12 protein-coding genes are annotated in these 14,960 nt (G+C 59.1%); 9 read left to right on the forward strand and 3 right to left on the reverse strand.

Going from position 1 to position 14,960, the window contains the following annotated elements; genetic code table 11:
- The first annotated feature begins 48 nt into the window (after nt 1-48).
- The 3 genes from GF108_RS17070 to GF108_RS17080 all read left to right on the forward strand — a co-directional run bounded on the left by GF108_RS17070 (nt 49) and on the right by GF108_RS17080 (nt 2,621).
- Nucleotides 49-1,353 carry an OmpP1/FadL family transporter gene (locus tag GF108_RS17070; RefSeq protein ID WP_153669260.1) on the forward strand — a complete coding sequence of 435 codons (1,305 nt, stop codon included), beginning with the start codon at nt 49-51 and terminating at the stop codon, nt 1,351-1,353.
- 136 nt (nt 1,354-1,489) lie between these two features.
- A complete protein-coding gene (locus tag GF108_RS17075; protein WP_153669261.1) occupies nt 1,490-1,840 on the forward strand; it encodes a hypothetical protein in 351 nt (116 codons plus the stop codon).
- The gene (locus GF108_RS17080; protein WP_036814315.1) at nt 1,827-2,621 is read left to right on the forward strand and encodes a tetratricopeptide repeat protein; all 795 of its coding nucleotides are present in this window, start codon (nt 1,827-1,829) and stop codon (nt 2,619-2,621) included. Before GF108_RS17075 ends, GF108_RS17080 begins: the two co-directional genes overlap by 14 nt.
- 42 nt (nt 2,622-2,663) lie before the next feature.
- Here GF108_RS17080 and GF108_RS17085 read toward each other — a convergent pair whose 3' ends face one another.
- The 3 genes from GF108_RS17085 to erpA form a co-directional block, all read right to left on the reverse strand.
- A complete protein-coding gene (locus GF108_RS17085) occupies nt 2,664-5,000 on the reverse strand; it encodes a phosphocholine-specific phospholipase C (protein WP_172982661.1) in 2,337 nt (778 codons plus the stop codon).
- Nucleotides 5,001-5,237: 237 nt separating this feature from the next.
- Nucleotides 5,238-6,017 carry an exodeoxyribonuclease III gene (xth, locus tag GF108_RS17090; RefSeq protein ID WP_153669266.1) on the reverse strand — a complete coding sequence of 260 codons (780 nt, stop codon included), beginning with the start codon at nt 6,015-6,017 and terminating at the stop codon, nt 5,238-5,240.
- Between the two features lie 40 nt (nt 6,018-6,057).
- Nucleotides 6,058-6,393, reverse strand: coding sequence for an iron-sulfur cluster insertion protein ErpA (erpA, locus tag GF108_RS17095; RefSeq protein WP_027231485.1), 336 nt, complete (start codon nt 6,391-6,393; stop codon nt 6,058-6,060).
- Between the two features lie 168 nt (nt 6,394-6,561).
- Between erpA and GF108_RS17100 the strand changes: the two genes are divergently transcribed.
- The 6 genes from GF108_RS17100 (at nt 6,562) to scpB (ending at nt 14,950) form a co-directional block, all read left to right on the forward strand.
- Nucleotides 6,562-7,770, forward strand: coding sequence for a deoxyguanosinetriphosphate triphosphohydrolase (locus GF108_RS17100; RefSeq protein WP_153669268.1), 1,209 nt, complete (start codon nt 6,562-6,564; stop codon nt 7,768-7,770).
- Between the two features lie 63 nt (nt 7,771-7,833).
- Nucleotides 7,834-9,591 carry an arginine--tRNA ligase gene (argS, locus tag GF108_RS17105; protein ID WP_153669270.1) on the forward strand — a complete coding sequence of 586 codons (1,758 nt, stop codon included), beginning with the start codon at nt 7,834-7,836 and terminating at the stop codon, nt 9,589-9,591.
- Nucleotides 9,592-9,719: 128 nt separating this feature from the next.
- Nucleotides 9,720-12,257 carry an SPOR domain-containing protein gene (locus GF108_RS17110; protein WP_172982662.1) on the forward strand — a complete coding sequence of 846 codons (2,538 nt, stop codon included), beginning with the start codon at nt 9,720-9,722 and terminating at the stop codon, nt 12,255-12,257.
- A gap of 76 nt (nt 12,258-12,333) precedes the next feature.
- The gene (gene nagZ, locus GF108_RS17115; RefSeq protein WP_153669274.1) at nt 12,334-13,353 is read left to right on the forward strand and encodes a beta-N-acetylhexosaminidase; all 1,020 of its coding nucleotides are present in this window, start codon (nt 12,334-12,336) and stop codon (nt 13,351-13,353) included.
- 15 nt (nt 13,354-13,368) lie between these two features.
- A complete protein-coding gene (locus GF108_RS17120) occupies nt 13,369-14,232 on the forward strand; it encodes a ScpA family protein (RefSeq protein WP_172982663.1) in 864 nt (287 codons plus the stop codon).
- The gene (gene scpB / locus GF108_RS17125; RefSeq protein WP_153669276.1) at nt 14,225-14,950 is read left to right on the forward strand and encodes an SMC-Scp complex subunit ScpB; all 726 of its coding nucleotides are present in this window, start codon (nt 14,225-14,227) and stop codon (nt 14,948-14,950) included. Before GF108_RS17120 ends, scpB begins: the two co-directional genes overlap by 8 nt.
- Nucleotides 14,951-14,960: the final 10 nt, after the last annotated feature.

Below are 14,960 nucleotides of genomic sequence, written 5' to 3' on the forward strand. Positions count from 1 at the left end.
GAACCGTATTGATGTTCAGCGTGCTTTTTGGACTTCGGGAGGGGTTTTATGTCAGGGGCAATATCGAAAATCGTGGGCGGGGCATTGCTCTTGGCAAGTGTGGCCTCCGCTGCTCAGGCCGGGGGGCTCGAGCGCGGAGGTTATAACTGGGATCTGTTGTTCGAACCGGGCCGCTTCGCTTCGGAAGCCGGCGCCATCTATGTGATGCCCGAACGGCGGATCAAGAATGCGGTTGATACCAATCCGCGCGACGGTCTTGGATCGAACGGCATTGGCGGCGGCGCGACATCCGTGGACGAAACCCCGGACTATACGGTTCCGCGTTTTGGCGTGAAGGTCGGCCTCACCGACGATGCCGACTGTCTTGCCAGCTACGCCGAACCGTGGGGCGTTCACACCGACCCCGGCTATGATTGGGTAGGTGCCAACCAGAACATCGAGACCAAGATCCGCAGCCATGATTATGGCCTGACCTGCTCCTATCGCTTTGACGTAGGCAAAGGCCAACTGCGCGCTATCGGCGGCGTATCGTACCAGGAAGTCTCCGGCTTCAAGCGCCGCCTCGTTCTTGGGCCGGCCATTATTCAGGGCGCACTTGGACCTGCGGCTGCCGGCTTTGACGGAAGTGGACTTCTTGATCTTGAGGCAGACGGTGTTGGCTGGCGCGTTGGTGCTGCCTACGAAATTCCAGAATACGCGTTTCGCGCCAGCCTGATCTACAATGCCGAGATCGATCTCGGCCAGATCAACGGCACGGTGGACCTGACGGAAATTCCTGGCGTCATGGCGGGCGCGCTGCGCAATCCATTCGTCGGCCGGATCACGGATGTCTACGGCACCGCGACCATGCCGCAGTCGGTCCAGTTCAACTGGCAGACCGGTATTGCTCCGGACTGGCTCGCCTTCGGTACGGTGAAGTGGGTTGACTGGAGCGTTCTCGAAGTCATCGCCTTCTGCCCGACTTCGACGAAGTCGCTTGGTTCATGCGGTCCGAGCTCGCCATTCCGCCTGACCTCGCTTGACCTGATGTTCCAGGATGGTTGGACTGTCTCTGCGGGCCTTGGCCACAAGTTCAACGATCAGTGGTCAGCCTCCGCGCAGCTCAGCTGGGACCGCGGTACCTCAACGGGCCTGACCACCCAGACGGACACCTATCTTCTGTCGAGCGGTGTTGCCTACGCTCCCAACAAGAATGTCGAACTGCGTGTGGGCGGTGCCGTCGGTATGCTTACCTCCGGTTCCTACGGCCCTACGCCATGCCCGGGCAATCAGACTTGCGGCACCGACGTGTCCTATGACTTCGGCGATGATCTTGTGACTGCTCTGTCCATCTCCGGCAAGGTCAAGTTCTGATCAGAACCCGCGCGCCCAAAAGAGCCCGGCCATGTGCCGGGCTTTTTGTTGCGCCATGTCCGCTAGGTCACTGATTTTGTGACGATTCAGCAACACTTGTCCGGCATGATCTTCCGCACGGGTTCGGGGAACAAATTTGCCCATTTTGCGCCACAAACCCAGCGCACCTCGAATGGGCGGCGGAAAAACATCGAGTAATAGTGCTGATGTTCCGCACGGGGAAATGATGGACGCAATACTTATTCCGCATGGCAGTTTTTCAGATCGTCGTCTGACGTTTCGCCATCATTTTACTGACAGCCCCAGTATTGCCGGAAATCTGTCAAATGATTGCTGGAATGATGTGCAGGATATTGAGGTTCCGGCCATGGCTGCCCTGTCAGAGCAGCGCGGCGGGGATTGGGCCCGCAAGGTTGCGATGGCGCGCATTGATGCAGCGACACAACTGATCCGGGCGAAGGAAGATTGCTGCCATGGTCATTGCTGATCGTCTTCGTGCACCCCTGATCGGGATTGGCCTTCTGATGAGCGCCATGACGGCGCCCTGCTTTGCATTCGATACACAGAATGAGGTGAAGGAGGATTCCAGTCCCTTCGCGCTCTTCAAGTTCGGTTTTTCAGCCTATAAGAACGGGCACAAGGACGAGGCAGTCAAAGCGCTGCGCTTCGCCGCGGAAAAGGGCCATCAGGGCGCTAACTGGAAACTTGCCCGCATGTATGCCGAGGGTGACGGCGTCAAGGAAGATGACTACCAGGCCTACCAGATGTTCGAGCAGGTCATTCGCGAGGGCGCTGACCAGGGAACGCAGAACGAGAGCTACGTCGCTGACGCCCTTGTGGCGCTCGCAGGCTACCTGAAGCGCGGCATCCCGAATTCACCGGTCGGGGCCAATCCAAGCGCTGCCCGCGACCTTTACATGCAGGCCGCATCCAACTTCGGTGATTCCGACGCTCAGTTCGAACTCGGGAAGATGCTGATGAAGGGCGAGGGCGGGCAGTCCAATCCCAATCAAGCCGCCCGCTGGTTCCGTCTCGCCGCGCAGAAAGGCAATGCCGGCGCGCAGGCCATGCTCGGCAATCTTCTGTTCCAGGCCGGCAAGACCGTACGCGGCCTCGCCATGATGACCGCTGCGCTCGAACACGCGAGCAAGCAGGATCGCGCCTGGATCGGCGATATCCAGGAACAGGCATTCTCGATTTCCGACGAAGCCGACCGGCGGACAGCAATGGTGCTTGCCGAGGACATCATCAAGACCGGCGATTTCTGAAAGCCTGCCCGCGCAAAATTGCCCGGGCAGGTCTATTCTCGCCTAAGCCGTCTCCACATTGTTGAAGGTCAGGAACGGGTCGGTAACGCTCGCGGCGCCCGTTTCGACATGACCTGCAAACCGGCGCAGATAGATGCCATCGGACTTGCCGCTTTCATTGACCAATTCCACCGAAATATCGTACCAGCCTGACCGCGTTTTGATCTCCTCGAACTGCGGGACGCAGGTCAGAAGCTTGAGCGGGCGCGTTTTCGTAGATGGGGTGCGATCGGCCGATCCGATCTTGTCATAAAGAACCGTAATTTTGAGAATCTGGTCCTTTGTTCCGGCATTGACCAACTTGAGCGTCACGTCACCGTTTGCCTGATACAGGATTTCGACTTCAGGATCGACTTCGAGTTCGGCTGTCAGGGCGCCCTTGAACTGGCGCAGATAGCCGTTCGGCCCATGGATGGCGAGGTTATAGCCCTTGTCGGTCACATCCCACGCATCCTGCAACGGTTCCCCCTTGATCACCGAATAGCGGCGCGGCTTTTGATCCTTGAGCACATAGTCGTAGGCGTAGAAACAGCTTCCCGCTTTGCCCGCGTTGACGAAATCGACCACCAGCTGTTTTTTTGCAGCATCCAAATGCCCGTTGACGTGAAACTCGTAGGGGAGCGGCCGGGATCTCCGGGAGAAATCGGGATTGCTGGTATTGTCTGTGCCAAACGTCGCTACCGGGTTTTCCAGTTCCGGCATGGCATTGGTGAGCGGCACATTCGGGGGAAACTTTCCACTCTTGTTCACGAATGGCCCGCCTTTCGGATAGGCCACGAAGGCAGCATCATTCTTGGCGAAGTCGAACGCCGAGGTAAGATCGCCGACGATCGCCCGGCGCCACGGCGTGATATTGCTCTCGTAGAGCGGGTTTTCCACGCCCGTCTTGTCGCTCTCTAGGCCGAAGCGCGCTTCGAGGAAGCGCAACGTGGAGGTGTGGTCGAATACTTCCGAGCACACCCACCCGCCCTTGCTCCATGGCGAGACTACCAGCATCGGCACACGCGGTCCGAAGCCGATATACTGGCCGACCCATTCATTCTCGTGGTTGTACAGTTCGCGGTCGAGGCCATTCAACAGCGAGGGCGACATCTTGCCCGGGCCCTTTTCATCGACAGGCATGGGTGGCACAACGTGGTCGAACAGGCCGTCGTTCTCGTCGTAGTTGAGCAGGAAGATCGTCTTGCTCCACACCTCGGGATTGGCGACCAGAGCGCTCAGTACCTCGTTGATATAGTAAGCACCGTCGGTCACTGTCGCGGATGGGTGTTCGCAGTTTTTAGCGGGCGCCACGACCCATGAGATATTGGGCAACTGATTGTTGAGGACATCCTCGCGCATCTGTGCGATCGAACGGTTTGTGACGCCGTTTCGGACAAGCGTCGAGAGATTGTCCAGGCTGCCCGTATATGCTTTGCCATCCTTGTAGCAGACGCCATCCACCCAGTAGCACCCCTTTACGGGCTGGTCGTTATAGGCGGCAAAATAGGCAAGGTTGTTTTCCTCGTAGCAATCGGTCGGCTCGCCAGGTTTGCCTGTGCCGCCCTGGTAGGTGCGCCAGGTAATTTTCCGTCCACGATCAGTCCGCTCTGCATTGAATTTCTCGATGCGCTCCGGATAGGTCGTCCAGTCGGAGACAACGCGCACGGCCGGCGTTCTGTCCCACGACGGCCAAATCACCTTCGGATTTTTCAAGGCAGGATTGGCGGCGGCGCCTGATACCAGAAATTGGCGGTTCGGTATCGTATCGCCATGGCAGGATACGAAGTAATAATCGCAAACGGTGAAGGCGTTGGCGAGATAGCGGTGATAGCTTACGTCCTTGTGGCGCAGGTAGCTCATCGTCAGGACATCGCCCTTTGCGGCGATCCAGTTGTCGTAGCGGCCGTGATTCCAGCAGGACTGGCCGCTGGTGACGCCATGGTCAGTGCCGCGCAGGCCTTCGCCCGTCTTGTCGTAGTCGATCGGGTAGGGCAGGACTTCGCTCGTCCCCAAGGGCACGCCGCAGCGCTTGCCGTCCTTGTTGGAAAGACTGTCGGTAATCGGCTGACGGAATACGTCCTTGCCGGTAGCTGGAGAGACCACGGGCCGCGGGTCGGTAAAGCCGCGTACACCGTTATAGGTTCCGAAGTAGTGATTGAATGACCGGTTCTCCTGCATCATGATCACGACATGCTCGACATCCCTGATCGTGCCGGTCGCGTTGTTCGGCTCGATTGCCAGCGCCTGCTGGATGGCCGGCGGCAACATGCTCAGCCCCGCGACGCCGCCCGCGCTCACACCCATCATTTCCATGAATTTGCGGCGGCTCATCTGCCTGTGCGTGCGATTATCGCTCAAATTCAATCTCCAGTCGTCATAACGTTCAGATGCAAAATGCTTGCTTGAAATGAACGGCATAAATATTGCCGTAAGTGTGCGCACCCCATACGGAACGGCACATCAATCCGTCAATGCGACTATAGTTTATGTGGACTTGGAGGCGTGCGTGATGCCGCACGATTCTAAAAGAATTGTTTCAGAAATATTTCAGGTTTGTTTCAGAGATATTATACCGCGCGTTGCCAATACATGATGTTAGGCGATTGAAATCGCTACGGGTACGTGGTCGGAGGGTTTTTCCCAGGCACGCACATGCTTCTCGATGGTTGCGGATTCGAGGAGATTGGTTGCTTCCGGCGACAGCATCAGGTGATCGATGCGGATGCCGTTATTTTTTTGCCAGGCCCCGGCCTGGTAGTCCCAGAAGGTGTAAATGCCAGCTTCTTCGCTGACATTGCGAACGGCATCGGTGAATCCGAGGTTTTCGAGGCGGCGGAACGCCTGACGGGTTTCTGGCTGGAACAGCGCATCGTTCACCCAGACCTCCGGGTTTTTTGCATCAATGGGTTCGGGAATGACGTTGTAGTCGCCAGCGAGGATCAGCGGCTCTTCCAGCGCCAGCCTCGCTTCGGCCCAGCGTTCAAGTCGCGCCATCCAGTTCAGCTTGTATGGAAATTTTTCCGTGTTGATCGGATTGCCATTCGGCAGATAAAGCGACACGACACGCAACGTGCCTCGCTCGGTCGAGAACACCGCCTCGATGAACCGTGCCTGTTCGTCGCTGTCATCGCCGGGAAGGCCGCGCGTCACCTCATCGGGCGATTTCTTGGAGAGAATTGCGACGCCGTTGAATCCCTTCTGGCCGTGCGTTTCGACATGATAGCCGAGCGCTTCGATCTCGAAGCGTGGAAAGGAATCATCGACAGATTTGATCTCCTGCAGGCAGACGATGTCAGGATTGGATTCCTGCAGCCATGTTGTCAGGACGTCGATGCGCGCCTTGGCGCCGTTGATGTTCCAGGTAACGATTTTCATGGGATCCGCTCTGGGTTGCGACGGCGGCAATGACGGGAATTCAGATTGCGAAGCTCGTTCCGCAGCCGCAGGACGCCGTGGCGTTGGGATTGCGTATCTGGAACGACTGACCCATCAGGTCGTCGACGAAGTCGATCTCCGAACCGCCGATATAGGGCAGGGAAATCGCGTCGATCAGCACCTTTGCGCCAAGCTTTTCAATGACGATATCGTCTGCGTCCTGGGCATCGACCAGATCGTATTTGTAGGAGAACCCGGAGCAGCCGCCACCCTCGACCGAGATGCGCAGCGCCGTCTTCTCGGGATCGGATTTCAGGATAGCCGATATGCGCTTTGCAGCGGCATCGGATACGGAAATGTTTACGGCTTCGGTCATTCGCTCAAGCTTCCTTCGCGGATTACTCCGCACCCTGTTTGGCCGGATCGACATTATCATGTCACACCTTGCCATTCATCATATAGCATAGCTAAGAATTGGCGACTGTGAAGTCAACGGCGCGCGCGTTCCTGCCAACTGGGAGCTGCGCGTGAGGGAAGTTCGAGAATGTCCATGCAGGGTATCGGGTTCGGGTATAGGGAAAGGGCGCCCTATGCCTGCGACCCCGAAAAGAGCCGCGGACGGCTGGTTGCTGAAAGCGAAAGCCCGACGCGTACGGTTTTTCAGCGCGATCGCGACCGGATCATTCACTCGACGGCTTTTCGCCGGCTGAAGCACAAGACGCAGGTGTTCATCGCCCATGAAGGCGACCACTACCGCACGCGCCTGACCCATACGATAGAGGTTGCGCAGATTGCGCGGGCGCTGGCGCGCTCGATGCGGCTCGACGAGGATCTCGCCGAGGCGATCGCGCTGGTCCATGATTTTGGCCACACGCCGTTCGGCCACACGGGCGAAGATGCGCTCAACGAAAGGATGCGCGATTTTGGCGGCTTCGATCACAATGCGCAGTCACTGCGGATCGTGACGAACCTTGAAAAGCGCTATGCCGATTTCGACGGGCTGAACCTCACTTGGGAAACCCTTGAAGGGCTGGTCAAGCACAATGGGCCGCTGACCAATGCAAAGGGCGAGGGGCTCGAGCATCCTGTCCCCGCGCCGATTGTCGAGTTCAATGCAAGGTTCGACCTCGAACTTGCGAACTTCGCTTCGCTTGAGGCGCAGTGCGCTGCGATTGCCGATGATATCGCTTATAATGCCCACGACATCGATGACGGGTTGCGTTCTGGACTTCTCTCGCTTGACAGCCTGGAAGATGTTGCCATTACCGGCGGCATCCTGCGTGCGGTCCGGCAGAAATACCCATCGCTTGACGATGTACGCACGTCGCACGAGATCGTGCGGCGTCAGATCACGATCATGGTTGAAGATGTCATTCGGGCGGCGCAGGCAAACCTTGACGCGGTCAGGCCGCGCAATATTGGCGATGTTCATGCTGCGGGTCGTGCCATTGTCGGGTTCTCCGCTTCGATGCGGGAAGAGGAGAAATCGCTGAAGGCATTTCTCTACAAGAATCTCTACTTCCACGACAGCGTCATGCGGGTGCGCAGATCGGCGGACAGGATTGTACGCGAGCTTTTCGATGCTTATCTCGCCGACCCGCAATCGATGCCCGAGGGCTGGCGGGAGGAGGGTGAACAGGGGGGTGCGATCATGCGGGCCCGGCTCGTCGCCGATTTTCTTGCCGGCATGACCGACACCTATGCTGTGCGAGAACACCGACGCCTGTTTGACCATACGCCCGATTTAGCTTAATGCGGGCGCAAATTGCGGTAGCTAACCGCTAGACCCTGCTAAAACCCAAACGAGTATGACGTCATGAACATCTTCGCCGATTTCGACGCGCGGATAAAAAAAGCCCTGCAAGCGCTTGAACTCAAGACTGCGCAAGGCAGCGAAATCGATCTGTCCCGCGTGGGCGTCGAGCCGCCGCGCGATCCGAGCCACGGCGATATCGCGACCAATGCCGCCATGGTTCTTTCCAAGGCAGTTGGGCAGAATCCGCGCGAACTCGCCGTGCGGATAGGAGAGGCGCTAAAGAGCGATCCCGATGTGGGCAGCGTCGATGTCGCGGGACCAGGCTTTATCAACCTGCGGTTGAAAGACTCCTATTGGCACCGGCAATTGGCGATCATGCAAGGCGCGGGCCTCAATTATGGGCGCTCGCAGCTTGGCTACGGGCACCGCGTCAACGTCGAGTATGTTTCGGCCAATCCGACGGGACCGATGCATGTCGGCCACTGCCGCGGCGCCGTCGTCGGTGACACCCTGGCGAATCTTCTTAAGTTTGCTGGCTATGACGTCACCAAGGAATATTACGTCAATGATGCCGGGTCGCAGATCGACGTTCTGGCAAATTCGGTGATGTTGCGCTACCGCGAAGCGCTTGGCGAGCAGATCGGCGAAATTCCCGCCGGGCTCTATCCGGGCGACTATCTCGTTCCCGTCGGCCAGGCGCTTGCAAGCGATTTCGGCACCAAACTACTGGAAATGCCGGAAGAAGAGGCCCTTGCCATCGTCAAGAACCGGACGATCGATGCCATGATGGCGATGATCCGCGATGATCTTGCTTCGCTGAATGTGCATCACGACGTGTTCTTCTCGGAGCGGACCCTGCATGCGAACAATGCGAAGCTGATCCGGTCGGCTATCAACGACCTGACGTTGAAGGGTCATGTCTACAAGGGCAAACTTCCGCCGCCGAAGGGCCAGCTTCCGGAAGATTGGGAAGATCGCGAGCAGACGCTGTTCCGTTCGACCGATGTCGGCGATGACATCGACCGGCCGCTGGTAAAGTCTGACGGGCAGTTCACTTACTTCGCCGCCGATGTTGCTTACTTCAAGGACAAGTATGACCGTCATTTCGACGAGATGATCTATGTGCTGGGCGCCGATCATGGCGGTTATATCAAGCGGCTCGAGTCGCTGGCGCGCGCCGTTTCAGGCGGCACTGCCAAGCTTACGGTGCTCATCTGCCAGTTGGTAAAGCTCTTTCGCGATGGCGAACCTGTTCGCATGTCGAAGCGTTCCGGCGAGTTCGTGACGCTGCGCGATGTTGTCGAGGAGGTGGGACGCGATCCCGTCCGCTTCATGATGCTTTACCGGAAGAACGATGCGCCGCTGGACTTCGATTTTGCCAAGGTGACAGAGCATTCGAAGGACAACCCGGTGTTCTATGTCCAGTACGCCTCGGCCCGCTGCCACTCGGTTTTCCGGCAGGCGATGGAGCAGATGAGTATTGGCGAAGAAGCATTGGCGGGCAGCGCGCAGCACTTCGGTTTGCTGACCGACGAGAGCGAAATCGCGCTCATCCGCAAGCTGGCCGAGTATCCCCGGCTGATCGAGACAGCGGCGCTCCATCAGGAGCCGCACCGGCTCGCATTCTACCTTTATGACCTTGCCAGCGCGCTGCATACGCAGTGGAACAGAGGCACGGAAAATCCGGACTTACGTTTTATTAAGGTTAACGATCCAAACTTGTCAGAAGCCAGGCTAGGGCTGGTTCAGGTTGTTTCGAAAGTCTTGGCGTCCGGATTGACAATAATAGGTGCGGACGCTCCGACCGAAATGCGCTAAAAGCGGGTATAACACGGTATAAACCGCCGAAAAGCGTAGCAATTCTGACAACTTTTGCCCACATTGCGCTGGTAAGGCCAATGCGAGACGTTTGCGGACGTCCCACAGTTGAGTACAGGATTAACGCTATGGCGGACAATATTATTCAGCGTTCTCACCGGCAGGATGATTCGCGATTCGGTAATGACGATCCTTTGATGGAGCTTTCCCGTATCATGGGAACGCCCGATGAAGGGCATGATGCCGCGTCGAACGACGCCTTTGCCTTGGACCTCGAACGCGAACTCATGGGAGGCTTCGACGAGCCTGCGCCCGTGCAGTCCGCTGCGAAAGTTCCTGATCACCAGCAGCAGGCGGATGACGATCGCCATGCGGTGGACGATTTTCAGGAAGCCATCGAGCGCGAACTCGCAAGCGATCCGAATTACGGCCGTCATGAAGCGGCGTCAGGACCCCTCACGGCCTATGCCGAACCGGATTATGCCGATTACGAGCCCGACCTTTCTTATGCTGACAATGAGGCAGGTGAGGGCCGTTCGGTGGTCGATGCGCCATCGATGAGCCTCGAAGACGAACTCGAGAACCTTCTCGCTGGATCGCCGCAACCCGTGGTGCAGCGTTCGGCAACTGCCTCCTGGGGTTATGGATCGCAGGCGCAGATGACCGGCCGTGCGGAGCATCCCGCCCCGTCGATTGCTCGGGCGATGTCCTATCAGCAGCCGGCCGCTCACCAGCCAGCCCCGGAGCCTGCCGTTTACAGGGCGCCCGAACCGGTCGCCTACAACGCGCCGGAACCGACGCAGCAGAGCTACGAAGCCACCGATGAGCAGCCCCAGACAGCTGACGACGAGTTCGACTCTGAGGCATTGATGGCGGCGTTCGACGATTTTGACGTTTCGGCCGAGGCCGAGGAAGAAGTTGCCGAGAGCCAGCCGGTGTTCCCGCTCTATCAGGCTGTCGAGCCGGCTGCAGAAGTGGCACCCGTCCGCGAGCAGCTCGAAGTTCCGGTTGCGATGCCGGTCGCGAGCGCACCGAAGCTTCCCGAAGTTCACGATCTGCATGACTACGCAGATGAACTCGACCGGGCCGCATCGGCGATCGATGCTGCCCCTGACGTCGACACGATCTCGGTAACGGAAAATCGCGTCGATTTCACCGAAGCGCTCGACCTGCCGGAAGTGCATTACGAGGACGATGCTCCCGAACATCATGCGCTCGGCGAGCTCGAGAGTGAATTTGCCGAAGTCTTCGGATCGATCGAGGCCGAAGAGGTGCGTTCGAGCCAGTCAGTCGCTGAGGAACCTGCGGCGAAAGCCGAGCCCGAAGAAGACGAATACGCCGACATCTTTGCCGATGTGTTTGGCAACAAGGCCGAGCAGGGCCAGTATAGTCCGGCTGGTTATGCGGCCGCCGCTGGTGTCGCCGCCATGGGTGCGGCAGCCGCGGGTGCCCGCCAGCATCACACGACGCCGGCCTATGGTCCCGAGGACGACAATGATTTCGGCTACGATCCTCGCCGCGACAACGTCGATATCGCCGCAACGCCTTACGGCGAAAAGCAGGCGAAGCGCCGCAGCAGCCTGTTCGTGCCGGGTGTGGCCGCTGCCGTGGTGCTCGTCGCTGTCGCTGGCGCCGTTGCCTATAAGTGGACCGGCGGTGCGGGCGGTGACCCGGTTGTGATCATGGCCGACAAGACGCCGATCAAGGTTCAACCCGAGACGACCAGTACGGCAATCGTGCCCAATCAGGACAAGGCAGTCTACGACAAGGATGCAACGGCTGCACCGACGGCGCCAAAGCAGGATCAGCTCGTGACCACGCGCGAAGATCCAGTCGATCTAGCCGCCGATGAAGATGCCGAGGATCCGGCGACCGACAAGGTCGATGCACGGGTCGATCCGGCCGAGCAGGATACCGCAGCCAACGATCAGCAGCCGGCGGCCAATACGAATACGCTGGCGCCGCGCAAGGTCCAGACCATGGTCGTCAAGCCGGACGGAACGATGGTCGCATCGATCCCGCAGAATGATCAGGCGCTCAGCAGCGGTCCCGCCGCTGCTCCGGTCGATCGTCCGGCGGCTGCGGCCGTAGCGAACGACGCTCCGACCGCGCCGCAGATGGCCGATACCTCGGGTGACGATGCCATTGGCGATCTGGTCGAGAGCAATGATGCACCTGCCGCCCCGGCGCAGGCCGCTGCACCGGAGCCGGCAAAGCCCGCCAAGGCGCCTGTCGCCGCAAAAGTTGCGCCGAAGGCGGTCGAGACCAAGAAGATCACGCAGGAAACGGTCGCCTCCGTGTCGGCGGCGCCTCGGAATGCACCGGTTGTCGATCGCCCCGCCGATCAGCCGGTCGACATCGTCGACCGCGTGCCGCCAAAGAATGCCGCAGGACAGCAGGTCGCCTCTGCTGCCCCGGCAGCGGGCAGCTACCTGATCCAGATCGCATCGCAGCCGAACGTCGAAGGCGCACAGAAGACCTATGCATCGCTCTCGCAGAAATATGCAGGTGTGATCGGCGGTCGCGGCGTTGACATCAAGCAGGCCGAGATTGCCGGCAAGGGCACGTTCTTCCGGGTGCGCATCCCGGCAGGATCCAAGGCTGACGCGATCAATCTATGCACGAAATACAAGTCTGCCGGTGGCAGTTGCTTCGTCACGCAGTGATCGGCCCTACAACGAATGAGACAAGGCGGCTCCGGCCGCCTTTTCCTTTTTTAGATTGAGGAAGTAGACTTCTCGCATGAGCGAATCAAAAGCATGGATTGCCGGCACTGCCGGATTGAAACTGACCCCAGACGAAATTGCGTTTTTCCGCGATGAGCGCCCGTGGGGTTTTATTCTGTTTGCCCGCAACGTCAGCGAACCGGCGCAGATCGAGGATCTGTGCGCGCACTTGCGCGATCTCGTCGATCGCGAGGATGCGCTCGTGCTGATTGACCAGGAAGGCGGGCGCGTGCAGCGCCTGCGTCCACCGCTGGCGCCCAATTATCCTTCCGGTTCGGCCCTCGGGGCGCTTTATCGCGAAAATGAGGAAGAAGGGCTGCGCGCGGCATGGCTCTTGTCGCGCCTGCACGCCTTCGACCTTCTGAAACGCGGGATCGATGTTGACTGCCTCCCTGTACTCGATGTTCCGGTCGAGGGCGCTAACGACGTCATCGGCAGCCGTGCCTATGGCAAGGAGCCTGAGATCGTCACGGCCATGGGCCGCGCCGCAGCGGACGGACTGATCGCCGGCGGCATGTTGCCGGTCATGAAGCACATGCCGGGCCACGGCCGCGCGTTTGCCGATACGCATCATGAGTTGCCGACAGTAACGACACCATTCGATGCGTTGGCGGACCATGATTTTGCACCGTTCCGCGCTCTTGCGGATTTGCCGATGGCGATGAGCGCGCATGTGATCTTCTCCGCCATAGACCCGAAGAATCCGGCGACGACGTCGGGAAAGGTTGTCGAAGAGGTTATACGTGGCCATATTGGCTTCGACGGGCTGCTGATGAGCGACGACATCTCCATGAACGCACTTTCTGGGGATTATTTCGATCGCACCAAAGCAATCTTTGCCGCCGGACTCGATATCGTGCTTCATTGCCATGGCATCATGGATCAGATGCGGGCAGTTGCATCGTGTACGCCGGAGCTCGAAGGCAAGGCATTCGAGCGTGCAAAGCGGGCAATTGAATACAGGAAGCGGCCGGATGCCTCCAATGAGGAGGAACTCCGGGAAGAATTCCAGCGCTATTTCGAGGCGGTGGCATAGAAGCGTGAGAGACTTTTGGCAGCGACGGAACAGAAGCTAAGCGGCAATAACGGAGCGCCCATGGAGGCGCTTTGGGACAGTCCGTCCGATCGCGGCGTCAGTGAGCCTTTGCTGGTCATTGATATCAAGGGCTTCGAAGGGCCGCTTGATCTGTTGCTGCATCTGGCGCGCAACCAGCGCGTCGATCTTGCGCGCATTTCCGTGCTCGCGCTCGTCGAACAATATCTCGTCTTCATTCGCCAGGCGCAGGCTTTGCGGCTTGAGCTTGCGGCCGATTATCTCGTCATGGCCGCCTGGCTTGCCTATCTGAAATCCAAGCTGCTGATCCCCAAGTCGCCGGGCGATGACGGCGAAAGTGGCGAGGAACTGGCTGCAACCCTGCAGTTCCGGCTGAAGCGCCTCGAAGCGATGCGCGATGCGGCGATGAAGCTCGTCAATCGCCCGCGGCTCGGGCGCGATATCTTTGCGCGCGGCATGCCCGAAGCAGTCATAGTTGACCAGACCAACACTTATGCCGCGACGCTCTACGAGCTTTTGACGGCCTACGCCTCGCAGCGGCAGAAGCAGGCGGTGTCGCAGGTGCAGATCGCGCGGCGCAGTGTCTGGTCGCTGAAGGATGCCCGAGAAATCCTCATGCGCCTTGTCGGCGAAATGAAGGACTGGACCGCTCTCGACCAGTATCTCCTGGAATTTATCGTCTCGCCGGCAGAACGAGCAACTGCAATCGCGAGTTCCTTTGCGGCAAGCCTTGAAATGGTGCGCGAAGGCCATCTAGAAATTCGCCAGACCGGCGCCTTCAATCCGATCTATCTGCGCAATCGGCAGACCAAGGCGACCGAGCCTTATTTCGAGCCGATGGAGGATGTGGTCAATGGCTGACAACATTCACGACTCGCTGGAAGACGACGAAATCCTGGAGCCGGGCGCGAGTTGGACAGCGCGGATCGGGATTTCCGAGGCTCTGCGCATGGTGGAAGCGATCCTGTTTGCGTCCGCTGAACCCGTGACCGAGAAGGCGTTGCAGGAGCGGCTGCCGTCAGGCGTCGATGTTCCGGCGCTCCTCGGCGAGCTTCAGGAGTTTTATGCAAAGCGCGGTATCAACCTGCGTCAGGTCGGCGGCGCCTGGGCGTTTCGGACCGCGGCGGATCTCGCCTTCCTGATGAACCGCGAGGCGGTGCAGCAGAAGAAGCTGTCGCGGGCGGCGCTCGAGGTCTTGGCTATCATCGCCTACCACCAGCCGGTGACGCGCGCGGAGCTTGAAGATATTCGCGGCGTCGAAACGTCGAAGGGAACGCTCGACGTCCTTATGGAAACGGGTTGGATAAAGTTCCGCGGCCGCAGACGCACGCCGGGGCGGCCGATCACCTATGGCACCACGGCGTCATTCCTCGATCATTTCGGCCTACAGGAGGTGCGCGATCTGCCGGGCATCGATGAACTGCGCGGGGCAGGCTTGTTGTCGGCGCGCATGCCGGCAAATTTCGCCGTGCCCGTTCCGACCAATGATCCGGATGAGCTGACCGAGGATGAGGATCCGCTGACGGACATCGATCTTGAGGAGCTTGGTCTTTTGACGCCGCGCGTCGAACATGATTGAGACAAGCTTT

Source organism: Phyllobacterium sp. SYP-B3895, assembly GCF_009647635.1.
Lineage (GTDB): Bacteria > Pseudomonadota > Alphaproteobacteria > Rhizobiales > Rhizobiaceae > Phyllobacterium > Phyllobacterium pellucidum.